Origin of the sequence: Xanthomonas sp. NCPPB 1638 (genome assembly GCF_041475635.2) — a bacterium.
Lineage (GTDB): Bacteria > Pseudomonadota > Gammaproteobacteria > Xanthomonadales > Xanthomonadaceae > Xanthomonas > Xanthomonas cucurbitae.
In genome coordinates this window covers 3,371,038-3,395,244 of the sequence record NZ_CM192984.1, presented here as the reverse complement: position 1 = coordinate 3,395,244, position 24,207 = coordinate 3,371,038, and the positions used below count along the sequence as shown (strand labels likewise).

The 24,207-nt window shown below is 61.5% G+C and carries 19 protein-coding genes; 11 read left to right on the top strand and 8 right to left on the bottom strand.

The window, feature by feature from the left end:
* Positions 1 to 2: 2 nt before the first annotated feature.
* Entirely contained in the window at positions 3 to 2,135 is a 2,133-nt protein-coding gene (glgX, locus tag ACCQ13_RS14595; RefSeq protein ID WP_159407409.1) for a glycogen debranching protein GlgX, read from the bottom strand.
* A gap of 501 nt (positions 2,136 to 2,636) precedes the next feature.
* Here glgX and rimK point away from each other — a divergent pair.
* The 5 genes from rimK to ACCQ13_RS14570 all read left to right on the top strand — a co-directional run bounded on the left by rimK (position 2,637) and on the right by ACCQ13_RS14570 (position 8,308).
* Entirely contained in the window at positions 2,637 to 3,512 is an 876-nt protein-coding gene (rimK, locus tag ACCQ13_RS14590) for a 30S ribosomal protein S6--L-glutamate ligase (protein WP_483887896.1), read from the top strand.
* A 221-nt stretch (positions 3,513 to 3,733) separates the two neighbouring features.
* Complete coding sequence (locus tag ACCQ13_RS14585; protein ID WP_372372276.1) at positions 3,734 to 4,141, top strand: hypothetical protein; 408 nt, start codon at positions 3,734 to 3,736, stop codon at positions 4,139 to 4,141.
* A 62-nt stretch (positions 4,142 to 4,203) separates the two neighbouring features.
* Positions 4,204 to 4,881 carry a response regulator transcription factor gene (locus ACCQ13_RS14580; RefSeq protein WP_003490678.1) on the top strand — a complete coding sequence of 226 codons (678 nt, stop codon included), beginning with the start codon at positions 4,204 to 4,206 and terminating at the stop codon, positions 4,879 to 4,881.
* A gap of 293 nt (positions 4,882 to 5,174) precedes the next feature.
* Positions 5,175 to 6,723 (top strand): IS3 family transposase gene (locus tag ACCQ13_RS14575; RefSeq protein ID WP_506185063.1). Its coding sequence is split into 2 segments (ribosomal slippage): positions 5,175 to 5,629 and positions 5,628 to 6,723, totalling 1,551 coding nucleotides; the frame shifts between segments, so codons are not numbered across the junction.
* Between the two features lie 250 nt (positions 6,724 to 6,973).
* Complete coding sequence (locus ACCQ13_RS14570; protein ID WP_159407407.1) at positions 6,974 to 8,308, top strand: sensor histidine kinase; 1,335 nt, start codon at positions 6,974 to 6,976, stop codon at positions 8,306 to 8,308.
* Between the two features lie 214 nt (positions 8,309 to 8,522).
* Here ACCQ13_RS14570 and coaE read toward each other — a convergent pair whose 3' ends face one another.
* From coaE to ACCQ13_RS14545, 5 genes are all read right to left on the bottom strand, one after another.
* Positions 8,523 to 9,128 carry a dephospho-CoA kinase gene (coaE, locus tag ACCQ13_RS14565; protein WP_104604291.1) on the bottom strand — a complete coding sequence of 202 codons (606 nt, stop codon included), beginning with the start codon at positions 9,126 to 9,128 and terminating at the stop codon, positions 8,523 to 8,525.
* Positions 9,129 to 9,141: 13 nt separating this feature from the next.
* On the bottom strand, positions 9,142 to 10,005 hold the full coding sequence (locus ACCQ13_RS14560) for a prepilin peptidase (protein ID WP_274396446.1): 864 nt from the start codon (positions 10,003 to 10,005) through the stop codon (positions 9,142 to 9,144).
* A 6-nt stretch (positions 10,006 to 10,011) separates the two neighbouring features.
* The gene (locus ACCQ13_RS14555) at positions 10,012 to 11,274 is read right to left on the bottom strand and encodes a type II secretion system F family protein (protein ID WP_372372273.1); all 1,263 of its coding nucleotides are present in this window, start codon (positions 11,272 to 11,274) and stop codon (positions 10,012 to 10,014) included.
* A gap of 109 nt (positions 11,275 to 11,383) precedes the next feature.
* Positions 11,384 to 13,345 (bottom strand): tetratricopeptide repeat protein, encoded by a 1,962-nt coding sequence (locus tag ACCQ13_RS14550; protein WP_483887895.1) that lies wholly within the window; start codon positions 13,343 to 13,345, stop codon positions 11,384 to 11,386.
* Between the two features lie 65 nt (positions 13,346 to 13,410).
* On the bottom strand, positions 13,411 to 13,824 hold the full coding sequence (locus ACCQ13_RS14545; RefSeq protein WP_372372267.1) for a pilin: 414 nt from the start codon (positions 13,822 to 13,824) through the stop codon (positions 13,411 to 13,413).
* Between the two features lie 326 nt (positions 13,825 to 14,150).
* Here ACCQ13_RS14545 and ACCQ13_RS14540 point away from each other — a divergent pair, with 326 nt between their 5' ends.
* From ACCQ13_RS14540 to pilB, 5 genes are all read left to right on the top strand, one after another.
* Positions 14,151 to 14,531, top strand: a complete 381-nt coding sequence (locus ACCQ13_RS14540; RefSeq protein ID WP_372372265.1) for an SMR family transporter — start codon at positions 14,151 to 14,153, stop codon at positions 14,529 to 14,531.
* A gap of 3 nt (positions 14,532 to 14,534) precedes the next feature.
* The gene (locus tag ACCQ13_RS14535; RefSeq protein WP_372372263.1) at positions 14,535 to 15,332 is read left to right on the top strand and encodes a glycosyltransferase; all 798 of its coding nucleotides are present in this window, start codon (positions 14,535 to 14,537) and stop codon (positions 15,330 to 15,332) included.
* 2 nt (positions 15,333 to 15,334) lie between these two features.
* Positions 15,335 to 16,369, top strand: coding sequence for a glycosyltransferase family 2 protein (locus ACCQ13_RS14530; RefSeq protein WP_506185061.1), 1,035 nt, complete (start codon positions 15,335 to 15,337; stop codon positions 16,367 to 16,369).
* Positions 16,362 to 16,970: a class I SAM-dependent methyltransferase gene (locus ACCQ13_RS14525; RefSeq protein WP_372372259.1), complete on the top strand. Its 609-nt coding sequence runs from the start codon at positions 16,362 to 16,364 to the stop codon at positions 16,968 to 16,970. The genes ACCQ13_RS14530 and ACCQ13_RS14525 overlap by 8 nt, the downstream gene beginning before the upstream one ends.
* Before the next feature lie 93 nt (positions 16,971 to 17,063).
* Positions 17,064 to 18,800 (top strand): type IV-A pilus assembly ATPase PilB, encoded by a 1,737-nt coding sequence (gene pilB / locus ACCQ13_RS14520; RefSeq protein ID WP_372372254.1) that lies wholly within the window; start codon positions 17,064 to 17,066, stop codon positions 18,798 to 18,800.
* Between the two features lie 823 nt (positions 18,801 to 19,623).
* Here pilB and ACCQ13_RS14515 read toward each other — a convergent pair.
* Positions 19,624 to 21,018 carry a sigma-54-dependent transcriptional regulator gene (locus ACCQ13_RS14515; RefSeq protein WP_372372250.1) on the bottom strand — a complete coding sequence of 465 codons (1,395 nt, stop codon included), beginning with the start codon at positions 21,016 to 21,018 and terminating at the stop codon, positions 19,624 to 19,626.
* Between the two features lie 159 nt (positions 21,019 to 21,177).
* Positions 21,178 to 22,791, bottom strand: coding sequence for a sensor histidine kinase (locus tag ACCQ13_RS14510; protein ID WP_104604280.1), 1,614 nt, complete (start codon positions 22,789 to 22,791; stop codon positions 21,178 to 21,180).
* A 234-nt stretch (positions 22,792 to 23,025) separates the two neighbouring features.
* Between ACCQ13_RS14510 and sucC the strand changes: the two genes are divergently transcribed.
* Positions 23,026 to 24,195, top strand: a complete 1,170-nt coding sequence (gene sucC / locus ACCQ13_RS14505; protein WP_104604278.1) for an ADP-forming succinate--CoA ligase subunit beta — start codon at positions 23,026 to 23,028, stop codon at positions 24,193 to 24,195.
* Positions 24,196 to 24,207: the final 12 nt, after the last annotated feature.

Genomic DNA, 24,207 nt, shown 5'->3' with positions numbered 1-24,207 from the left:
GGCTATTGATCGCTCTTGCACTCGAACACCGAGACGCTGCGCGGTGGGGCAAGGAATTCGCCTGCGCCGGCCGGCATCATGTCCACGTCCAATGCTTCGTCGGTCGACAGCGCCAGCTGCCAGTGCACCGGCTCGTCGGTCGCGGGCAGGGTGAAGCTCACGCCCTCGTGGTAGGCGTTGATGACGATCAACAAGGTCGCGTCGTTGGCCAGCTCCTTGACGCCGGAGGTTTGCGCCTTGCCTTCCAGCAGCAGGCCCACCGAGCGCGCGCCGGCGTCGGTCCAGTGCGCATCTTCCATCTCGCTGCCGCCGGGATTGAGCCAGGTGAGATCGCGTACTCCGGCGTCTTCGTTGTACTGGCCATTGAGGAAGCGTCCGCGCGACAGGATCGGATAGCGCTTGCGCAGCTGGGTCAGCGCCTTGACGAAGTCGGTCAGGCGCCCGTCGGTGGGATCGTTTTCCCAGTTCAGCCAGGTGATTTCGTTGTCCTGGCAATAGGTGTTGTTGTTGCCGCCCTGTGTCTGCGCGCGCTCGTCACCGGCCAGCAGCATCGGCGTGCCCTGAGACAGGAACAACGTGGCGAGCAGGTTCTTCATCTGCCTTTCGCGAATCTGCAGGATTTCGACATCGTCGCTCTCGCCTTCCGCGCCGTAATTGCACGACCCGTCGTTGGATGAGCCGTCGCGATTGTCTTCGCCGTTATCGATGTTGTGCTTTTCGTTGTAGCTCACCAGGTCGCGCAAGGTGAAGCCATCGTGGGCGGTGATGAAGTTCACCGACGCCCAGGGCCGGCGCCCGCGGCGATCGAACAGATCGGCCGAGCCGGTGAAACGGGTGGCAAATTCCGCCAGCTTGCCGTCTTCGCCCTTCCAGAACTCGCGCGCGTTGTCGCGGAACTTGTCGTTCCATTCCGACCAGCCCGGCGGGAAATGACCCACCTGGTAGCCGCCAGGCCCGCAATCCCAGGGTTCGGCAATCAGCTTGACTTCCGATAGCAGCGGGTCCTGATTACAGGCGTCCAAAAAGCCGCCGCGTTGATCGAACCCGCTCGGCTCGCGCCCAAGAATGGTGGCCAGATCGAAGCGGAATCCATCCACATGCATCTCGCCGGCCCAGTAGCGCAGCGAATCGTTGACGAACTGGATCACCCGCGAATTGCTCAGATTGAGCGTGTTGCCGGTGCCGGTGTCGTTGATGTAGTAGCGCTTGTCTTCGGCCAGGCGGTAGTAACTCGCGTTGTCGATGCCCTTGAACGAGAGCGTCGGCCCCAGCTCGCTGCCTTCGGCGGTGTGGTTGTAGACCACGTCCAGAATCACCTCCAGCCCCTGCTTGTGCATGGCCTTGACCATGTCGCGGAACTCATCGCGATGGCCGCTGGAGATATAACGCGACTTCAGCGCGAAGAAGCTGATGGTGTTGTAGCCCCAGTAATTGCGCAGCCCCTTGTCCAGCAAGTGCTGGTCGTCCAGATACGCGTGTACCGGCAGCAATTCCACTGCCGTCACGCCCAGGTCCTTGATGTATTGCAGTACCTGCGGCTGCGCCAGGCCGGCACAGGTGCCGCGCACGGCTTCCGGCACCTGCGGGTTGCGCATGGTGTAGCCGCGCACGTGGGTTTCGTACACCACCGTCTCGTTCCAGGGCGTGAGCAGGCGCGCGTCGTCTTCCCAGTCATAGGTGTCTTCGACCACGACGCATTTGGGCATGAACGGCGCACTGTCGCGCTCGTCGAAACTCAGATCGCCATCCGGGTGGCCCACCGTGTAGCCGTAGAGTTCGTCGGCCCAGATCAGGTCGCCTTCCAGCTCGCGCGCATACGGGTCCAGCAGCAGCTTGTTGTGATTGAAGCGATGCCCCTCGGTCGGCGCGTACGGGCCATGCACCCGGTAGCCGTAGCGCTGCCCCGGTTTGGCATCGGGCAGATAGCCATGCCAGATTTCATTGGTGTATTCGGGCAGGTCCACGCGTGTTTCGTTTCCCTGTTCGTCGAACAGGCACAGCTCTACGCGCGTGGCGTGTGCGGAAAACAGGCAGAAATTGGTGCCCTTGCCGTCGAAGACGGCGCCGCGGGGAAACGGACGCCCCTGGCGGATGCGGGAGGGGGTGGCGTAAGCCGCGCTTGCTGGACGTCGCATGGAGGAGTCTCGGGTGAGCCGGCATGCCGGCATTGAAGGGGCTCAAGCATTGCGGTTCCAAGCGTGCAAGACGCGTTACGGCAATCCGGGTGCGGCGTGAGGGTGTTGTGTGAGTTGCATGTGCGGATAAACGGTTGTGACGGTATGAGGTGCGGGCCTTCCGCGCGCAGGACGGCTCCGCTGCGGCAAGCAGGCCGCCGCGCTGCCAGCAGGCATGCGTTGGCGTGCGAGTTCTGACGGCTCGGTGCTTGAGCGTGGTGCAGACGCCCTGCTAGCATCCAACCCACTGGGGATGCGCGGCGTTCGTGTTGCTGCAACAGGCCCGGGCGCCATTGCTTCTACATTCATCGCTTCCATATTCTCGGGGCCGTCGCATCGCAGTCCGGTCGTCGCGCGCAGGCAGCTGCCCTGGATGTGCGACCGTTCCGGCGCACGTACGGGCTTGGGTCACCTCGTCACCAGACTCCGACCATGCCCAGGCCGCGCCGTACACCTGTCGCGATGAAGATCGCCATTCTTTCGCGCAACAGCAAACTGTATTCGACCCGTCGGCTTATCGAAGCCGGCCGCAAGCGTGGGCATACGGTGCGCATCCTGGATCCGTTGCGCTGTTACATGCGCATCGCCGCCGACGGTTTCAGCCTGCACTACAAGGGCAAGCCGATCACCGGGTTCGATGCGGTGATCCCGCGCATCGGCGCCTCGGTCACCCGCTACGCCAGCGCCGTATTGCGCCAACTCGAGTTCATGGGAACCTATACGCCCAATCCTTCCGACGCGATCCTGCGCTCGCGCGACAAGCTGCGTGCGCACCAATTGCTGGCGGCGCAGGGCATCGACATGCCCATCACGGTGTTTGGCGACAACCCTGACGACACCCAGGACTTGTTGTCGATGCTCGGCCCGCCGCCGCACGTAGTGAAGTTGAACGAAGGTGCGCAGGGCGCCGGGGTGATCCTGACCGAAAAGGCCAGCGCCTCGCGCGGGGTGGTGGAAGCGCTGCGCGGGTTGTATGCCAACTTCATCGTGCAGGAGTTCATCGGCGAAGCGGAAGGGGCCGACCTGCGCTGTTTCGTGGTCGGCGACCGCGTCGTCGCCGCCATGCGCCGCCAGGCCGCCGAAGGCGACTTCCGCTCCAATCTGCACCTGGGTGGCAGCGCCGCCATGGCCGAGGCCAGCGCCCAGGAGCAGGAAGTGGCGGTTCGCTCGGCCCGCGCGCTCGGCCTGGCCGTGGCGGGAGTGGACCTGATCCGCTCCGCGCGCGGCCCACTGGTGCTCGAGGTCAATTCGACCCCGGGTCTCGAAGGGATTGAAGGCGTCTGCGGCGTTGATGTGGCGACCCACATCATCGAGCATCTGGAGCAGGCTGGCCGTTGATCGGTCTGGCAGCATTTTTATCGAAAAATTAACTAAAAAATAATCTCTGCCCCGCTAGCCTCTGCCGACCGTAGCTCCGCTCTCGGCAGTGACGGTGATCGGGAAGAACGTTTGGCCCGGGTGTCCCAGTGGCGCCCGGGCCTTTTTGTGACGGCTTGTTGGTTGCCGTGTTCAGGTCTACATTTCAGCAATCATCGAGTCATAGACGGACAGGCAATGCCATGAAAGGACCTCTGCTGCCGTGCATTGCTTCACCCGCCGGTGCGGCGGCCATGCAACTCGATGCCTGGCGGCCGTCCGCTTTACGGGCAGGAAGGATGCGGCGCGGCCAGCGCGCCGGCGTTAGCTGCGCACAAACCGGCACCGAAGCGCGCTGCAATGGCGTGCTTGTCCTGCAGCGCCTGCGGCTGGCGCCGCAGGGGAGCGGCGACGCCATGCAACTCACGCCAGAGTCAAGCGAGGCAGTGTTCAATGGCCGGCAATTGGCCAACATGCCGTTGACCAAGGCAGGCGAAGACGATCGGATGATCCGTCAGCGCGGTCGCGCCGTTGGGCTGTGTTTTCCCACCACGCAATGCATGACGGGCGCCGATGGCGCCGGCTACAAGACGGTAACAAAGACAAATTGACGCGGTTGCAACGCCGCCATGTGCGGACGCAGTCGGGGATGTGACCCAACAACGAGGTTCCAGTGCGAATTCTAGTAATCGAAGACAACAGCGACATCGCCGCCAATCTGGGCGACTACCTCGAAGACCGCGGCCACACGGTGGATTTCGCCGCCGATGGCGTGACCGGCCTGCACCTGGCGGTGGTGCACGAGTTCGACGCCATCGTGCTCGACCTCAACCTGCCGGGCATGGACGGCATCGAAGTCTGCCGCAAGCTACGCAACGAAGCGCGCAAGCAGACCCCGGTACTGATGCTCACCGCGCGCGATTCACTGGACAACAAGCTGGCCGGTTTCGACTCCGGCGCCGACGACTACCTCATCAAGCCGTTCGCGTTGCAGGAAGTGGAGGTGCGCCTGAACGCCCTGTCGCGTCGCGGCAAAGGCGTGCACACCCGCGTGCTGGAAACCGGAGATCTGGAATACAACCTGGACACGCTGGAAGTGCGCCGTCGCGGCAAGTTGCTGCAGCTCAACCCCACCGCGCTGAAGATCCTGCAGGCGCTGATGGAAGCCTCGCCGGCCGTGGTCACCCGCCAGGAACTGGAAACCCGCGTCTGGGGCGAAGAGCTGCCGGATTCGGATTCGTTGCGCGTGCACATCCATGGCCTGCGCGCGGTGGTCGACAAGCCGTTCGATGTGCCGATGATCCAGACCCGCCACGGCATCGGCTACCGCATCGCCTCGCCCGATGCCTGAGCGTCGTCCTTCCGGAGACATGTGTTGCTTGGGGCATACCGTTCTGGCCCCAGAGGATCTCCGTTATTTCAGTGATTGATGTAAAGTTGGCAAATCGACGCAAAATATTACGTCGATAGGTTGTAGGTGGATAGCAAGCATGTCTAAACAACGAGGAGAGTGAGTGATGAGAAAGTTATTCGCTATTGTCATGTTGGCTGGGCTGTCACTTGGGGCAGGGTCTGCATCAGCTGCCAAGGCCCCCCATGTCACGATAGTTGTCCGCTCCCCTGAATCCTCAGATGGAGAGCCCGATGGCCCGCTACAGCCCCGAACTCAAAGACCAGATCGTCCGGCGGATGATGCCCCCCAACAATCAGAGCGTTGCTGACCTGAGCCGTCACACTGGCATCAGCGCCCCCACGTTGTACGCGTGGAAGAAACAGATCCGCAGCCAAGGATATATCGTGCCCGACACCGCTACTTCGCCGGACAAATGGGATGTGAAAGCCAAACTGAGAGCCGTCGCCCAGACGATGCCGATGAACGAGGCCGAGTGCTCGGCGTGGTGCCGTGAGAACGGCATCTACCCCGAGCAGATCGCTGCCTGGCGGCAGGCCTTTGAGACCATGCAGTCGAGCGCCTCGGCAGCGGAGCGGGCGGTTTCCACGGTGATGCGCAAGCGCGTCAAGCAGCTTGAGAAGGAGCTTTTGCGCAAGGATCGCGCCCTGGCGGAGGCGGCAGCGCTGCTGACGCTGTCAAAAAAGCCCAGGCTCTCTGGGGCACCGACGAGGACGTCTGATCCCCGCGTCGTTGAAACAGAGAGCCGTCACGTTGATCGCCGAGGCAGTGGCCGCCGGTGCCCGCGAGATCAAGGCATGCCAGGTGCTGGGCATCAGCTGCCGCACGCTGCGCCGTTGGCGCGGTGCCAGCACGTTGGTGGATGCTCGAAAAGGCGCGGCCAAGCACTGCCCGCATGCGCTGAGCTGCGTCGATAAGGAACGCATCATGGCCGTCGCCAACCAGCCCGATTACCAGAGCCTGCCCCCCTCGCAGATCGTGCCCCGGCTGGCAGATCAGGGGATTTACATCGCATCGGAATCAAGCATGTACCGCGTGCTGCGTGCGCGTGGGCAAGTCAATCGCCGTGGTCGCGCCGCCGCCCCGCGAACTGTGGCTAAACCGATGGCGGTGCGTGCCGATGCCCCTCGCCAGGTCTGGTCATGGGATATCACTTATCTGCCTTCGACGGTGAAAGGCCAGTTCTTCAAGCTGTATATGATCCTGGACGTCTACAGTCGCAAGATTGTCGGCTGGGAGGTCCACCACGAGGAGCTGGCCATCCACGCATCGATGCTGATCGGGAAAGCCTGCATGCGAGAGCAGGTGGCGCGCGACACGCTGGTACTGCACGCTGACAATGGCGGCCCGATGAAAGCGGCAACGATGCTGGCCACCTTGCAGAGCCTTCATGTGACCCCGTCCTTCAGCCGTCCACGGGTGAGTGACGACAACCCTTACTCAGAGGCGCTGTTCCGCACGCTGAAGTACGCGCCGTCGTATCCGAGCAGGCCGTTTACCGACATCACCTGCGCGCGCAGTTGGGTGGCGGGCTTCGTGGACTGGTACAACAACGAGCACCGCCACAGTGGCATCCGATTCGTGACGCCGCACGAGCGCCATGAGCGACGCGACCAGGCCATCCTGGCCGCACGCGCGGACGTGTACCAAGAGGCCGCCATGCGTCATCCAAGCCGCTGGCGCGGACGCGCCACGCGCAACTGGACGCCTGTCGGCGCGGTGTGGCTGAACCCGGATAACGACGATAGAAAAGCACCCGATGACATGAAGTTGGCAGCATGAAATAGCGGACAACTATGTTGACAATCACCGAAGGCGTCATGCACTATTTGCACTTCCACTAGCTACGATTTAGGGTGGCTTGGAACATGGTCTTTTGACACTGGTTGCCATTCAGCGCCCTCTTGTTCCAACCCATTTTGATCGCTATAGGTTTGCAATGGCGGTCCAAGTGGACCGCTATTTTTGCGGAGTGTAATTTTCTGATTTTTGTGATTATCTGCAATATCGGCAGCCTTGCGCCGGTCCCGCCATGAGGCCCGAATTAGTGGGGCGAATCAGCAAAAGCCGAAACAGGCGGCGTCTACGCACCCGCATCATTCTGTCGTTCTTGTTGTTCGGTACTGGGCTGGTGATCCTGTTCGCGCTTGCGACTGTCTGGGCCAATCGATACATCGAAACCAAGATGATCGAGGACGTGATGAATCGCAACATCGAAGTGATGGCGCGGTCATATGCGGCGAGTCCGGATGTGAAGCCTACGCTTCAAGTCGAAGAGATGTACGCGCGTGCGGTCAATCCTAACGATCCGGAGGCGATGGCGCGGCTTGCGCGAGATTTCCCAGGGTGGGGAAAGATGCAAGAAGGCATCCAGGGCTACAGCGGAACAGATGAATTCAACAAACCGCTCGTGTACAAGGTTGCGGTGCGAAAAACGCCAAATGCCTGGTTTTTCCTCGCTTACGATACGACGCGAGCCAGTGTTGCGCAGGATAGGTTAAGAGCCTGGTTGTATGTTGCGGTGTTGTTGTTTGGTTTTTTCTCGCTGCTGATCGGTCGGTGGTCGGCGTCCAAGGTGATGCGTCCGGTGTCGGATCTGGCCGCGCGCCTGCGTGCCTACCGCGGCGGCACCAGCGAGCCCAAGCCATTGGCCGCGCACTTCCCGGACGATGAGGTGGGCCAGCTGGCCGAAGCGCTGGACGATTACTCTGCACGGCTCACCGAAGTCGTACAGCGCGACCGCGAATTCAACGCCGACGTCAGCCACGAACTGCGCACCCCGTTGGCGGTGATCCGTGGCGCCACCGAGCTGCTGCTGACCAAGCCCAATCTCGACGAGAAGGTGCTGCAACGCCTGCAACGCATCCAACGTGCCGAGCAACAATGCAGCGACCTGATCGGCTCGCTGCTGCTGCTCTCGCGCAACGAACGCGGGCAGGGCAGCAGCAATGTGGCCAAGGTGGCTGAACAGTTGATCGACTCGCATCGCGCCCAACTTGGCGGTAAACCGCTGGAGCTGCTGCTGGAAGGCGAGCGTGACCTGGTCATCGACGCGCCCGAGTCCGCACTGTCGGTGGCGCTGGGCAATTTAATCGGCAATGCGGTCAAGTACACCCAGGACGGCCAGGTGCGCGTGCGCGTGCTCGGCGATGCGGTGGATGTCATCGACTCCGGCCCGGGCCTGAGCGAGGAAGACGCCGCCAAACTGTTCCAACGCGGCTATCGCGGCACCCACGCCGGCCATTCGCAAGGCGGCGGCATCGGCCTGTCGATTGTCAGCCGCTTGTGCGACCTGTACGGCTGGCGCGTGAGCGTACGGCCGGGCCAAGAGCGCGGCGTCATCGCAACACTAGCGTTCCGTCGCTAACCAACCAATCGAGCTTGCGTAGGAGCGCACCCGGGCGCGAGGGCTTTGTACGCAGACCTCATCCGGAGATGGGGCGGTCCACGGTGTCCCCACGTGCTGGCGATGTCAGTGCGGAAAGGAGCACACTGGGGGCGGTTGAGCGTCGCACAGCGCAGCACAAAACGCGGAAAAGGGTCTTATCAGGTGCAGCGGAAGCCCAAAGATCCGTTCGATGTCAGCGTATATAGCGGAGGTACGCCGCATGTAACACGCGGGCCTCGTACTCAAGGTGTGCTTTATCGCCATCGTTGGTAATTACATCATCAGCCAGCGCAAGTCGCTCACAACGTTCCGCTTGTGCGGCAATCATCTTATCGGCCAGCACCGGCGCGCTGCCATCGCGCTGCACCAATCGGTCGCGCTGCAGTTCCACTGGCGCGTCCACCACCAAGATGCGGTCCAGCCAGGGATAGGTTGTTCTTCCCCCCGCTTCGGTAAGAAGCGGAATGGCGACAATTGCATAAGGACCCTTGGCTGCCAGCGCAGTGCGTCGCAGCTCCGTCCGTATGGCCGGGTGGGTCACCGTTTCCAATGCCTGGCGTTGGCTTGGATCGGCAAATACGATCTCGCGGAGTGCCCGCCGGTCCAGCGTGCCATCCGGCAACAGGATGCTCGGCCCGAAGCGGTCCACGATGGCATCGAGAATCGGTCCTGGCGCCACGACCTGCCGCGCCACGACATCGGCATCGATCACCGGCACGCCCAACTTCTCGAACTCGGCCGCAAGGGCGCTCTTGCCGGAAGCAATGCCACCGGTGAGGCCGACGATGAAGTCGCTCATCGTCGTGCCCCGATCAACGCAGGCCTGCGAAGTGCAGGTAGCCGTCCACCAGATCGTTGCCCCAGAAGAACACCACCCAACCAGCGATGGCCAGGTAGGGGCCGAACGGGATCGGGGTGGCGCGGTCGCGACCCTTGGCGACCAGCCAGATGGAGCCGAGGATGGCGCCGACCAACGAGGAGATTAGGATGATGGGCAGGATGCCTTTCAGCCCGCACCAGGCACCGAGCGCCGCCAGCAGCTTGAAGTCGCCATGGCCCATGCCTTCCTTGCCGGTGAGCTGTTTGAATAGCCACCACACCGTCCATAGTGAGACATAGCCGACTGCCGCGCCGAGCAGGGCAGGCTTGGCCGGCATGTAGAGATTGTCCATCGAGCCCACCAGGCCCAGCCACATAAGAGGTAGGGTCAGCTGGTCCGGCAGCAGCTTGTGGCGCAGGTCGATGCCAGACATCGCCACCAGAAAGCAACTCAGCACGATCGCGCCGAAGCCCTGCCAACCGAAGCCGAAGCGCCACACGCTGGCCACGCACAGGAAGGCCGTGAGCAGCTCCACCAACGGGTACTGGATGGAGATCGGCTGGCCGCTGTAGCGCGATTTGCCACGCAGCAGTACCCAGCTCAGCACGGGAATATTCTCCCACCACTTGAGCTTGTCGCCGGTGACCGGGTCGTGCGAAGGCTCCACCACGATGCCTGGCGGTGTCGGCTCGTAGATGTCTGGCAGCTCCAGGATTTCGCGCGCATCACGCCGCCACTGCCACTCCATGCGCTTGGGCAAGCGCAGGATCACCACGTTCAGGAAGCTGCCGATCAGCAGCCCCAGTCCGGCTGCGGCGGGAAAGCCGAGACCGGGATGCTGGTCGAGAAATGCCATTAAGTCTTAACCCACCACTGCGCCAAGTTTGAAGATCGGAAGATACATGCCGATGACCATGCCGCCTACGATGGTGCCGATAAAGATCATGATCATAGGCTCAAGCAGGCTGCTCAGAGCATCAACAGCGTTGTTGACTTCTTGCTCGAAGTATTCCGCTACCTTGAACAGCATGGCATCCAGTGCACCGGCTTCTTCACCAATCGCAGTCATCTGGATCACCATGTGCGGAAACAGGTTGACCTGCTTCATTGAAAGATTGACAGGGTAGCCTACAGACACGTCATCGCGCATCCGCAGGACAGCTTCCTCGTAAACCTTGTTGCCCGTCGCGCCCGCGACGATTCCCAGCGCTTCGACCAACGGAACGCCTGCCTTGAAGGTGACTGCTGTCGTCCGTGCGAAGCGGGCAATTGAACTGTCGTGCATGATCTTGCCAATCACAGGAACTTTAAGAATCAGACGATCAAACAGGTGCTGCATCTTTGGCGAGCGCTTGTAGGCCATGATCAGTCCCGCCGCCGACCCGAGGACCACCAAAAGGATTGGGAGCCACCACGAAACCATGAATCGCGAGAGATTCACGATCATTTGGGTGAATGCAGGCAATTCCGCACCGAAGCTGGAGAATACCGTTTCGAACTGTGGTACCACCCAGATCAGCAATATGGAGCTGACGATCAACGCTACTGCCATCACCATTGCAGGATAAAATAGGGCCTTCTTGATCTTGCCCTTCAGTGCTTCGATATTTTCCTTATAGGTCGCCACAGTATCCAGCACGGTGTCCAGCACACCGGCGCTTTCGCCTGCACGTACTAGGTTGCGATACAGCTCGTCAAATTGTACGGGATGTCTACTGATGGCTTCATTGAGCGACGATCCACCTTCGATGTCGGTACGGATTTCGCCAACCATCTTTCGCATGCGGGGGTTCTTGGAGCCTTCGCCGATGATTTCCAGGGTGCCGACCATAGGGACGCCTGATTTCATCATGGTCGCAATCTGGCGACTGAAGAATGCGATGTCCTTCGGTTTGATCGGCTTGCCGGCCGCGCCGAACAATGGCTTGGGCTTTGTCTTAACGACAGTGGGATTGATTCCCCTGCGGCGGAGTTCGGCTCGCAGCATATTCGCATTACGAGCCAACTCATCTCCCTTCATTTTGACGCCGCGCTTGTCTGTCCCCTCCCAGACGAACGACGTCATCGAATTAACGCGATTGGCCGGTTTAGCCCCCTTCTTCACAGTGCTACCCAGTGCTGACATTGCCAAGTCTCCCCACCGGCACCCCATGCCGGTATACGTGATGATGATAGCGGGTCCCGCACCTGCTGGCACGAGCAAACGGCGTGCGCCGACACGCTGTCATCGTGCTTCAGTGCAAGCCTTGCTGGCCGTGCTCCGCTGCATAAGTGTTGATTTCCTTCAAAATTGCGCGCAAGGCGGCACCGCGAGTTGCACCCTCCAGCTCGCTTACATGACTGTACCGCGCGCGGCGCATGACGTCCCAGAAAGCGGCCTTGGCGGCTTTCAGGTCGCCAGCCCGAAGAAGAAGTTTTACGTGAAACAATGCGATCGTCGGATCCGGGCTTCGCGACCACGCAATCCTGGTCTGCCGCAGAGCATCACGCCAGTCGCCTGCTTGTTCGTGCGCCAGAGCGGCGTTGTACCGCAGGGACCATTTGGCTTGGGATGATTCGCTCTGGCCCATTGCCCTTGCGAGAACGTCTTCGATCGTCTGGGCCAATACCGCCGAGGTGACGCGACCGCAGCCGTTGCGTGCATGGACTTCCATCAGGTTTGAGATTGCGTACGGTAGCACCGGATTGATGAAAGCGGTTGACTGGTGCCCGGCTTGCAGCAGCAGCTCGGGATTGCTGTCGCTTTTCAAATGACAGTTCAGCACGGTGAGTTCGACCTTGCCAATCGCAGCAAGCGCAGGATCGGGGTTGCCGGCCAATTGCTCGAAAACCCGATACGCATCTCCTACAAGCCCTGCCTGCATTGCGGCAAAACCGAAGGCGACATGAGCTCGTGCCGAATTTGGGTGAGTTTCGATCGCTGTCAAACTGATGCCCAGTGAGGTCTGCCAGACCATCACTCTCGTCCAAGTCTGGATGCTCAGAACAGCGATAAAGCCACCGGTGAGTGTCCAGCCGAGTATGCGAACCTTTATCCCAGACTTGCCCAGGTAACGGAGCGCCGCTGCGGCGAGGTCGATGAGCATCAGCCATAGGCCGAATTGGGGCAGGTAGTTGCGGTGCTCGTAGTAGAGCTCGATCGGCACGATGCTCGCCTCGACCGAGTGCGCCACCAAAAACCAAAACCAGCCAACGAACGTCGCTGGAAGGTGCTTACGTACTCGCCAGGCAAGTATGCTGACAAGTGCCAGGCCAGTAACCGAAAGCAGTGTGGATGCGGGGCTAAGTAGGCCGTGTGAGATGACGATGTCATCGTTATAGATGCCCATCGCCGGTGAGTAGGGGGCGACGAGCATGCGCAAGTACTGCCAAAGCACCCGTGGCTCTGTTAGCAGTCGCTCGGTGGGGGTCATTCCCCACTCAAGCATGGCAGCTTTAAGTGGTTGCCAGTAATGGTGCATTATCAGCGGGAGGGCCAGTAGCGGCACTACGACGGAGACCAGATAGAAACTTTTCAATACCCAGGGCCAGTCGCGCGGCTCCTGGAACCACCCGAGCTCGACCACCAGGCACATTCCGATGAGCACCACGGCGCTCTGCTTGCCCTGGATGCCTAGCAGGGTCAGCAGCGGAATGCCGATGAACAGTAGTATCAAGGCCGGAGTGGCTTTGAGTCGCCCTGCAAGCATGCGGTCGCGGATGGTGGCGTAGAGTGCTACCCCCAACAGCGGGAATATGGCAGCGATTTCGCTCATCCGTTGCACAACATACAGCACCGTGCTCACATTGATAGGGTGCAGCAACCAGAGGCTACAGATTAATGCGGCGACCAGCCTGGCATGATCTGACAGATTGCGGTCGCGAGCGAGGAGCCGGCAGAACAGGGCATAGGCGATCCAGGCGCATGACAGATGGCCTAGCAGATTGCCCAGCTTGAGGGATGTGCTGGAGTCGCCGCCGATGGTGACATTCAAGGCCAGGCTGGCCATAGCAAGCGAACGATGGAATAGCCAGTTGCCGTTTCCGGCTGCCATGTCCCAGAAGCCAATCTGTCCCTGGTGCCAGGATTGCACCAATCGCAGATGTTGCTGGTCGTCCATCATAAAGGGGCCGTCTAATCCTGGCCAATACAGGGCGGCTGTCAGAAGTGTCGCGCCCAGTAAGAGGGCGATCGGATTCAGGAATCGCTGGTCCATCGGCAGAGTTCTCGTCCAAAAAAAAAAACCCCGGTTGCCCGGGGTTCTTCGTCGAGGCGTATCGATTACTGCTTGGTACCCTGGCAGGAACCCGGACGGTACTTGGCCTGCACGTCGCCGCCGCATGTCCAATCAACCTGGAAGGTCGAGGGGTTCACAGTGCCGGTCAGGATGATGTTGCCGGTCGCGCCGGAGACGCGGCTAACGGCGGTGATCACGCAGCCGGCATTACTGACGCCGCTCACGTAGGTCGACGATTGGCTCTCGAGCACGCTGGTATTGGGGCAGTTGCCGTTGTTGGCAGCAACAAACTCAGAGATGGTAGTGCGACCCGACGAGGCGGCCAGTACGACTTCCGACACCTTGGCCTTCTTGGTGTAGTCGGAGTAGGCCGGCAGCGCGATGGCGGCCAGGATGGCGATGATTGCAATCACGATCATCAGTTCGATCAGGGTGAAGCCCTGCGCATTCTTCTTCATGAGTTCGACCTCGGCTGATTAGTAGGACGGATGAGCGCACTTGGGATCTTCCCCCGCATGGTGGGGTGGATCGTGGCATGCAGAATCACCACGCCAGCACTAATGCAGAGACCGTGCCAACTTTCTTGTGAAGCGGAAGGACGCGTATCGGCAGGGCGCCCACTCCAGCGGGCGAAAGACAATGCGTTCAGCGCGCGTCACAAAGTGACAAAAAATGTCAGCACGGACGCCTCTGCCTGTCGATGGTGCATTGGGTTCACAGCACTTATGCTGTGAACAACCGGTGTGCTTGTTTTGGCGCTGGTGTCACCCTGAGGCGCGGCCCAATGTATCGAGAGATTATACTCATTTTTATTGTGACTTGTTCCACAATTGGTAGCCAGCTGCTGGTCAAGCGCGGGTTGACGCAAATCGCCGCACGGGTGCCGTCGCCCGAAGGCATCGCTTGGTTGGTCGCGGCAGTCCTGTCGCCCAGCGTGATTACGGCGATAGTCATGCAGGGTGTCGGCTTCGTGGTCTGGATGCTGGTGGTGCGGCACGTCAAACTGGGGGTGGCGTTTGCGATCTCAGGAGCTTTTTTCTATCTGCTGCTTGCGTTGCTGAGTTGGCTGTTCTATGGCGAGCGCCTTGCCGCGTGGCAGTGGGTCGGATTAGGTCTGATTTCAGCGGGTGTGGCTTTGGTGTCATCGAATGCACAGGGAGGATGACGAATGGCATCGCCTGTGGTTGAACACGCCTTCGTCATTCCGGCCTACGAGGATTCACCATATCTGGAGGCATGCCTGCGCTCGCTGAGTACGCAGTCCTCGCCATCGCCAGTGTGGATCAGTACCTCGACGCCGACATCCACCACACACGAGCTCGCCGATCGCTACGGGGCGACGCTGGTGGTCCACCACAGTGAAAGGCGCGGCATCGGCGCCGATTGGAATCTGGCGTTGACGACCGCACCCACGGGCTGGATCACGCTGGCGCATCAGGACGACGTTTATTTGACGGACTTCGCCCGCGATACCAAGGCGGCGGTGGCGGCCGTGCCGGACGCGCTTCTGGTCATGACCGCCTACGGCGAGCTAGTCGGCGAGTCCGCGCGGCAGATGACACCAATGTTGGCGGTCAAGCGGCTATTGCAGGAGTTGGCCTTCCTCGGCACGTCGGTCCGGCGCTCCAGAGCGGCAAAGCGGCGTCTGTTGATGTTGGGCTGTTCGGTGCCTTGTCCGTCAGTGACGCTGCGTGTCCCGGCGAGCTGGGGGGCTTTCAGGGAAGATCTGCGATTGAATCTCGACTGGGATGCCTGGACCCGCGCGGCCGACGAACCAGGGAGTTTCGTACGGGTCAAACGTGTATCGATGCTTCATCGTGTGCATGCGCAAAGTGCGACAAGCGATGGTGTGTTGTCTGGCGTGCGTGCCAAAGAGGATTTGATGATGTTCTGCCGCTTCTGGCCGCGTCCGGTCGCCGCTCTGCTGGCGCGGGTCTATCGCCTTTCCTACAACGCAGGGACGTGACCGTGCTTGCGACGACCGTGGCTGTACAGAAAGTTGAAACGCACGTCGATGCACTGCGATTGGCCGTGGTGATTCCCTGTTATCGAGTCAAGGCGCATGTGCTGGATGTGCTGGCCGCGATTCCGTCTGAGGTGTGGGCGATTTATGTCGTCGACGACCATTGCCCCGATGCCAGCGGCGACTTCGTGCAACAGCATTGCATAGATGCCAGGGTCGTAGTCGTTTGCAATGCCATCAATCTAGGAGTGGGAGGAGCTACTATAGCGGGTTATCGCGCGGCACTTGGAGATGGTGCCGATGTCGTAGTCAAGATGGATGGCGATGGGCAGATGAATCCGGCTGCGCTGCTGGAGCTGATCGGGCCGATCCTTCGGGGGGAGGCCGACTATACCAAGGGCAACCGGTTTTACGATCTGACCCAGATCCGCCGTATGCCTGCACTCAGAATCCTCGGTAACGCAGCTCTGTCCTTCCTGACCAAACTTTCTTGTGGGTACTGGGACATATTTGACCCAACGAATGGCTATACGGCCGCGCATGCCAGCGTGCTTGCACGCCTGCCGTTGGACAAGATCAGTCGGCGCTTCTTCTTCGAGAGCGACATGCTGTTCCGGTTGAATACCATTCGCGCGGTCGTGGTGGATGTCCCGATGGACGCGCGTTATGGGGACGAAGTCAGCAACCTCAGTATCCGGCGGATCGCTGTGGATTTCTCCATCCGCCACCTGCGCAGCTTTGGCAAGCGAATATTCTACAACTATTTCCTGCGCGACTTGTCGCTGGCTTCGCTTGAGCTAGTGGCCGGTCTAGCTTTCCTAGTGTCTGGCGGGTTGACCGGTGCCTTCTTCTGGCTGCAGTCGGCACAAACCGGTTATTTCAGTTCTGCGGGTAGCGTGATGCTTGCAGCGATTCAGATCATTGTTGGCATCCAGCTTATCCTGGGGTTTCTCGCCTACGACATCGCTTCAGTTCCGGTACGGCCGCTGCATATTCTACTGCGGGGAACGGTGTTGCGACGGGAGGGACGGGATGACTGAGTTCGATTCCGCCTACACACAGTACCAATTGAACCGGAGTCGGATCAGAAAGCTGGTTCGACGCATCTATTTGCAGAGTGCGCAGACCTTGCTACGTGGCCCGACGCTGGACTTCGGATGTGGCGTCGGCGAGCTGCTGGAGCGCCTTCCCGATGGGTCGAGAGGGCTGGAATACAACCGGGCGACGGTCCGGTATTGCCGTGAGCGCGGTCTGGCGGTGGACCACTACGATGGCGAGAGCGACGATTGGAGCCTGGGCGCGTTGGTAGAAGGTCCTCGGTTCGAATCGATGGTAATAAGCCATGTGCTGGAGCATCTAGAGCAGCCCCACGAGGTGCTTCGCAAACTTTCCGCTGCGGCCAGTCGCTTAGGTATACGGCGGATTCTGGTGGTGGTGCCAGGACAAGCAGGATTCAGGGCCGATGCCTCTCACCGAACCTTTGTCGATGCCGAACTTCTCTCTCAGCCGCGACTATTGGCAGGTACGGGCTTTCGACTCTGCCGCTGGCGATACTTTCCAGGCAATGTCCGTACGCTGGGTAACTGGTTTACCCATCACGAACTGCAGTCGCTTTTCGTCGCCGACGATTCGGATCCTTGATGTCCGAAGGACAATCGACCACGCCGCCATTGTCGATGTCCCACGTCTAGCGGCACACTACTACTGCAGCTCATTGAAAAGGTCTATGAACCCATGAATACCGCCGTTACGACAAATCTGGTTGGTATAACAGGCATCGCACGCCGCCTGGTGCAGGATGGCGCACTCGATGAATCCGCTGCCCGCGGTGCAATGGAGCAAGCTGCACAGGCAAAAGTTCCGTTGCCACAGTGGTTCTCCGAGAGGAAATTAGTATCTGCTGCCCAATTAGCTGCAGCAAACGCAGTCGAGTTCGGCATGCCGTTGATGGATGTGTCAGTTTTCGACGCTAACCAGAATGCAGTCAAATTAGTCAGCGAAGAGTTGCTCCAGAAACATCAGGTGCTGCCGCTGTTCAAGCGCGGCAACCGGTTGTTCGTGGGGGTGAGCAACCCTACCCAGACTCGGGCGCTGGATGACATCAAGTTTCATACGAACCTGGTGGTCGAGCCGATCCTGGTGGACGAGGACCAGATTCGTCGCACCTTGGAACAATGGCAGGCCAGCAATGCATCGCTTGGTTCGTCGCTGGGAAGCGATGACGAAGAGATGGGCGATCTGGACATCTCCACCGGCGACGAAGACATGGGGGCCGGCGGGGATGCCGGGGTCGATGCCAAGGGTGATGACACGCCGGTGGTGAAATTCGTCAACAAGGTGTTGGTGGATGCGATCCGGCGGGGAGCCTCCGATATCCATTTCGAGCCTTATGAAGACGACTACCGTGTTCGCTTGCGCATCGATGGGCTGCTGAAGAACGTGGCCAAGGCGCCGGTGAAGCTGAGCCAGCGGATTGCGGCGCGGTTGAAGGTGATGTCGCAGCTGGATATCGCCGAAAAGCGGGTGCCGCAGGATGGGCGCATCAAGCTTAATCTGTCCAAGACCAAACAGATCGACTTCCGTGTGAGTACCTTGCCGACGCTGTTCGGCGAGAAGGTGGTGCTACGTATCCTGGATGGCAGTGCGGCCAAGCTGGGGATCGAGAAGCTAGGTTACGAGGCGGACCAGCAGAAGCTGTTCCTGGATGCGATCCACAAGCCCTACGGGATGGTGCTGGTGACCGGGCCGACCGGTTCGGGCAAGACGGTGTCCTTGTATACGGCGCTGGGTATCCTCAACGATGAGACGCGCAACATCTCTACTGCCGAGGATCCGGTTGAAATTCGCCTGCCTGGCGTCAATCAGGTGCAGCAGAACAACAAGCGCGGCATGACCTTTGCGGCGGCCTTGCGCTCGTTCCTGCGCCAGGACCCTGACATCATCATGGTCGGCGAAATTCGCGACCTGGAGACGGCCGAGATTGCGATCAAGGCGGCGCAGACCGGCCATATGGTGCTGTCCACGTTGCATACCAACGATGCGCCACAGACCATCGCGCGCTTGATGAACATGGGCATTGCGCCGTACAACATCACCTCGTCGGTGACCTTGGTCATTGCGCAGCGCCTGGCGCGGCGGTTGTGCAACAACTGCAAGCGCAAGACCAGCTTGCCAGAGCATGCGTTGCTGGCCGAAGGGTTTACGCAACAGCAGATCGACCAGGGCATTACGCTGTATGAGGCGGTCGGTTGCGATGACTGCACCGAGGGCTACAAGGGCCGTACGGGTATCTACCAGGTCATGCCGATGACCGACGAGATCGGTGCGATCGTGCTGGAAGGCGGCAATGCGATGCAGATCGCCGAGGCTGCGCAGAAGATCGGTATCCGCGACTTGCGGCAGTCGGCCCTGATGAAGGCCGCGCATGGGGTGACCAGCCTGGCGGAGATCAATCGGGTGACCAAGGACTAAGCGCCCTCATCCGCCCTTCGGGCACCTTCTCCCGCAGGCGGGAGAAGGGAGTTTGGTCTGCGTGTGTTGCTGCTTGGTGTTCTGCTATCTGCCTCAGTGGTCGCGATCTGCGGCAATCGGCCTTGATGAAGGCCGCGCATGGGGTGACCAGCCTGGCGGAGATCAATCGGGTGACCAAGGACTAAGCGCCCTCATCCGCCCTTCGGGCACCTTCTCCCGCGGGCGGGAGAAGGGAGTTTAGTCGGTGTGTGTTTGCCGCTTGGTGTTCTGCTATCTGCCTCAGTGGTCGCGATCTGCGGCAGTCGGCCTTGATGAAGGCCGTACATGGGGTGACCAGCCTGGCGGAGATCAATCGGGTGACCAAGGACTAAGCGCCCTCATCCGCCCTTCGGGCACCTTCTCCCGCGGGCGGGAGAAGGGAGTTTAGTCGGTGTGTGTTTGCCGCTTGGTGTTCTGCTATCTGCCTCAGTGGTCGCGATCTGCGGCAGTCGGCCTTGATGAAGGCCGTACATGGGGTGACCAGCGTGGCGGAGATCAACCGGGTGACCAAGGACTAAGCGCCCTCATCCGCCCTTCGGGCACCTTCTCCCGCAAGCGGGAGAAGAGAAGGCGGAGAGTTTGTGTTCGCTGCCCATACTCAACTGACAGTGCTTGCTACGTTCTGTTATTGGCTCCTGGAAGTGGTGAATCCGGGCGCGAGATAGGTTGCGCGCAAAGGTAGGCTGGGCGTGTGCTGCTAGGTTCCTGGCTTCGGCCTAGCGACAGCAATCGAAGCTGCAGCGCTTTTACGATCTCGCATCCCTGATACCCAATCCGGGCTCATCTACTCCATCCCCAACTTCTTCAGCTTGTAACGCAGCGCGCGAAACGTGATGCCCAGTTGGGCGGCGGTCCGGGTCTTGTTCCAGCGGTTTTCTTCCAGCGCTTTCTGGATTGCGGCGCGTTCGAGTTGTTCGATGTAGGAGGGCAGGGCGGCCGAGGTGGGGTCGATGTCGACCACCGCTTCGCGTGGCTCGATGACGGCAGTGCCGGGGCCGGTTGCCAGGCGGTGGCCGCCGTGGGCGGGCAGGCGCAGGTCGGTGGCGCTGATCTGGTCGTCTTCGGCCAGGGCCAGGGCGCGTTCGAGGATGTTTTCCAGTTCGCGCACGTTGCCGGGGAAGCCGTATTGGTCCAGCGCGTCCAGGGCCGAAGGCGTCAAGAGCGGGATCGGCCGCCCGTGGCTGTGCGCGAGCCGCGCGATGATGGCGGCCGCCAGTTGCGGCAGGTCGCCGCCGCGTTCGCGCAGCGGCGGCACGCGCAGTTCGATCACGTTGATGCGGTAGTACAGGTCGTGCCGGAAGCGGCCGTCGGAAACCAGGTTGCCCAGGTCCTTGTGCGTGGCCGAAAGGATGCGCACATCGACCAGCGATTCGCTGGAGGCGCCGACCGGGCGTACCGACTTTTCCTGGATGGCACGCAGCAGCTTGACCTGCATCTGCAACGGCAGCTCGGCTACTTCGTCCAGGAACAGGGTGCCGCCATTTGCGGCCTGGAACAGGCCGGGCTTGTCGGCATGTGCGCCGGTGAAGCTGCCTTTCTTGTGGCCGAAGAATTCGCTTTCCATCAATTCGGCGGGAATGGCGCCGCAGTTGACCGGAATGAACGGCCCGGCGGCGCGCGCGCCCTGTTCGTGGATGGTGCGCGCCACCAGTTCCTTGCCCACGCCCGATTCGCCGACGATGTAGACCGGCGCCTGGCTGCGTGCGACCTTGGCGATGGTGGCGCGCAGGCTCTCCATCGCGGTGGAGGCGCCGAGCAGGCGGCTGGCCTGCTCCGGCGGCGGCGCCGGGGGGGCGGGGCGGTCGCGGTTGTTCAATTCCAGCGCGTGCTTGACCAGGCCGCGCAGCACGCTGATGTCCACGGGCTTGCTGACGAAGTCGAAGGCGCCGGCCTTGAGCGCTTCCACCGCCAGGTCCATGCTGCCGAAGGCGGTAATCATCGCCACCGGTGTCTGCGGGTAATGCTTGGAGATCTCGGTGACCAGCTCGATGCCGTTGCCGTCGGGCAGGCGCATGTCGGTCAGGCACAGGTCGTAGGGGTTGCTGGCCAGCAGTTCGCGCGCTTCGGCCAGATTGGCGGCGGTGCTGATGCGCAGGCCCATCCGCCCCAGGGTGAGAACAAGCAGTTCGCGGATGTCGCGTTCGTCGTCGACGACCAGGGCGCTTTTCGGTTCGTTCATATTCCCCACGATAGCCCAGCGCGATGACGGACGACAATTGTCGGCGCGATTGGGGCTGCAGCGCCATCCCGCTGCCGCGTTGAAGGCGAGGTTCCGGGAGGGAATGCCGGCAGTTGGGCCGGCCGGCAGCGCAACCAAGCGTGCCGGCAACCGGTTGGCTTACTTACCCAGCAATCCGTTTGGCCCCTGCAGCAGGATGCGGAAGCAGGCGCCTCCGCCGGGAACCGGTACGTAGTCCAGTTGCGCCTGATTGGCGCGGCACAGCTCCTGGGCGATGTACAGCCCAAGCCCGGTGCCGTGTTCGGAGGTGGTGTAGAAGGGGCGAAACAGCTGGGCGGCGACTGTTTCCGGAATGCCAGGCCCCCGATCGACCACGTCGATGACGGCCATGCGCTCCTGGTGTTCGACGCGCAGCTTCACCCGCGCCGGTTCGTCCATGACCCGGCCGTACTTGAGGGCGTTGTGCACCAGCGCGGTCAGGATCTGGTAGAGGTGCTTGGGGTCGATCAGCGCGTGCACCGCGCTGCCCTGGATGCTGGCCTCCAGGATGTCGGTTTCCATCGACAGCGTCTGCCGGTACTCGACCACGAAGCGGCGCACGAAGGCGGCCAGATCCAGGTTTTCAGGATTGGCGCGCTCGCGGCGGGCCAGCCCGAGTACGCTTTCGACGATGCCGTTGGTGCGCTGGCACTGCTGGTGGATGATCTGCAGCAGGCGTTGGTCGGCTTCGCCGATATCCGGGGATTCTTCCAGTAGCTGGCAGGCGTAGTTGATTGCGGCCAAGGGGTTGCGGATCTCATGGGCCAGGCTGGCCGAGAACCGGCCCATGGCCGAGAGTGTGAGCGATTCGGCACGCCGCGACACCACGCTGGAATCGTCCAGGAACACCAGGACCAGGTCGCTGTCGGCCAGCAGGCGAACGAAGCGCGGCTGCACCTCGGGGCGGTCGGCGCCCAGTTGCAGAGGCGATTCTTCCTGGCGCCAGCCGCTGCGCCAGCGTTGCAGCCGGCGCGCCAGTTCCGGGGTGAGCGTGGCCAGCGACAGGTCGGTGGTGGCCACGCGCTGATCGGCATCGCCCAGCAGTGCCAGCGCCGCTTCGTTGGCCAGGCTGATGCGGTTGTGCGCGTCGATCACCAGCACGCCGGTACGCAGGCGGCGAATGATGAGCTCATTGATCTCGTACAGATTGGCGACCTGCGCGCCGCGTTGGTCGGCCAGCGCCTGGTTGCTGCGCGCGCGCGAGGCGATCTGATGGCAGATGTAGGCCACCGCCACGTAGCTGGTGGCGAACATCGCCAGCTCTGCCAGCGGGCGGTTGGCGCCGCCGCCTTCCAGCAGGGTCCACAGGTATTCGAGCACGATCGCGGCGCTGGCCACCACCGCCATGCCCATGCCGTAACGTAGCCGCAGCAGGATGGAAGCCGCAGCCACGTTGAACAGCAGCATCATCGCGATGCCGGCGCTGGCACCGGGCAGGGCGTGGGTGGCCAGGGTGGCGGCCAGGATGTCGGCCAGCACCGTGCACAGCACGGTGGCGGTCAGCCGGCGCTCGGTGCGGCCCCAGAACAACAACGGGATGGCCATGGACAGGTAGCCGATGGCTACTGCCGCGGCCAGGCGCGGATAACGCGGCTCGGGGACGGCATCGGACAGCGGGCTGAAGACCAGGGCGGCGATCAGGCCGGCCACCAGCACCCGGTACAGCGAGAAGAAATACAGCTCGCGCTGTGGCGCCGACCGGATCCGGTCGATGAGCGATGCGCTGAATGCCACGCCGGAACCCCTTGCTGGAACGTGCCGCGAGTATAGGCAGCTGTACGGGTGCCGGCAGCCTCCGGAGACGGCTCGGGTGCGCCGCAAGCGCGGGGAGTCGGCCGCCTATATGGCGGAATTTTGCGCCGCACGGCGTGGTCGGCCACAATAGGCGGCCCGCTCGCGTGGTCCGACGTGCCGCCCCCCGCGGTCTGCCTCGCACGCAGCGGTCGTTTCCTTTTCCCACGGTGACGCATGAATTTCCACGAATACCAGTCAAAACAACTGCTTGCCGAGTACGGCATCCCCGTTCCGGCCGGCAAGGTCGCAGCGACCCCGGACGAAGCGGTTGAAGTCGCCAATTCCCTGGGCAAGGGCCCCTGGATGGTGAAGGCGCAGATCCACGCGGGCGGCCGCGGCAAGGCTGGCGGCGTCAAGTTCTGCAAGACCACCGATGACGTGAAGGCCGCAGCGGCCAAGATGCTCGGCACCAAGATGGCCACCTACCAGACCGCTGGCGTCGAGTTGCCGATCAATCTGGTGCTGGTGACCACCGCCGGTGAGATCGTCAAGGAGCTGTACCTGTCGATCCTGGTCGACCGCGGCACCAAGACCATCACCTACATCGCCTCGTCCGAAGGCGGCGTGGAGATCGAGCAGGTTGCGGCCGAAACGCCGGAGCTGATCCATTCGCTCAACGTCGATTTCGTCGAAGGCGTGCAGGGCTACCACGGCCGCGATTTCGGTTTCAAGCTGGGCCTCAATGCCAAGCAGGCCGGCCAGTTCGCCAGCATCATGGTGAATCTGTACCGCCTGTTCAACGAAAAGGACCTGGCGCTGGTTGAAATCAACCCGCTGGCGATCCTGGACGACGGTAACCTGTATGCGTTGGACGGCAAGTTCGACAGCGACGACAACGCCGCATTCCGTCAGAAGCAGCTGATCGCCATGCGCGACAAGACGCAGGAAGACGAGACCGAAGTGACCGCTTCGGAGCTGGACATCAACTACGTCACCATGGATGGCAACATCGGCTGCATGGTCAACGGCGCCGGCCTGGCCATGGCCACCATGGACGTCATCAAGCTCAATGGCGGCGAGCCGGCGAACTTCCTGGACGTGGGTGGCGGTGCGAACAAGCAGCGCGTCATCGAAGCGTTCAAGCTGATCCTGTCCTCGGACAAGGTCGAAGGCATCTTCGTCAACATCTTCGGCGGCATCGTCCGCTGCGACATGATTGCCGAAGGCATCATCGCCGCGGTCAAGGAAGTGGGCGTCAAGGTTCCGGTCGTGGTGCGCCTGGAAGGCACCAATGTGGAAGAAGGCAAGCAGCTGCTGCGTGACAGCGGCATGGCTATCATCCCGGCCGACAACATCAACGACGGTGCCAAGAAGGTCGTCGAAGCTGTCAAGAACGCCGCCTGATTCACGACACCG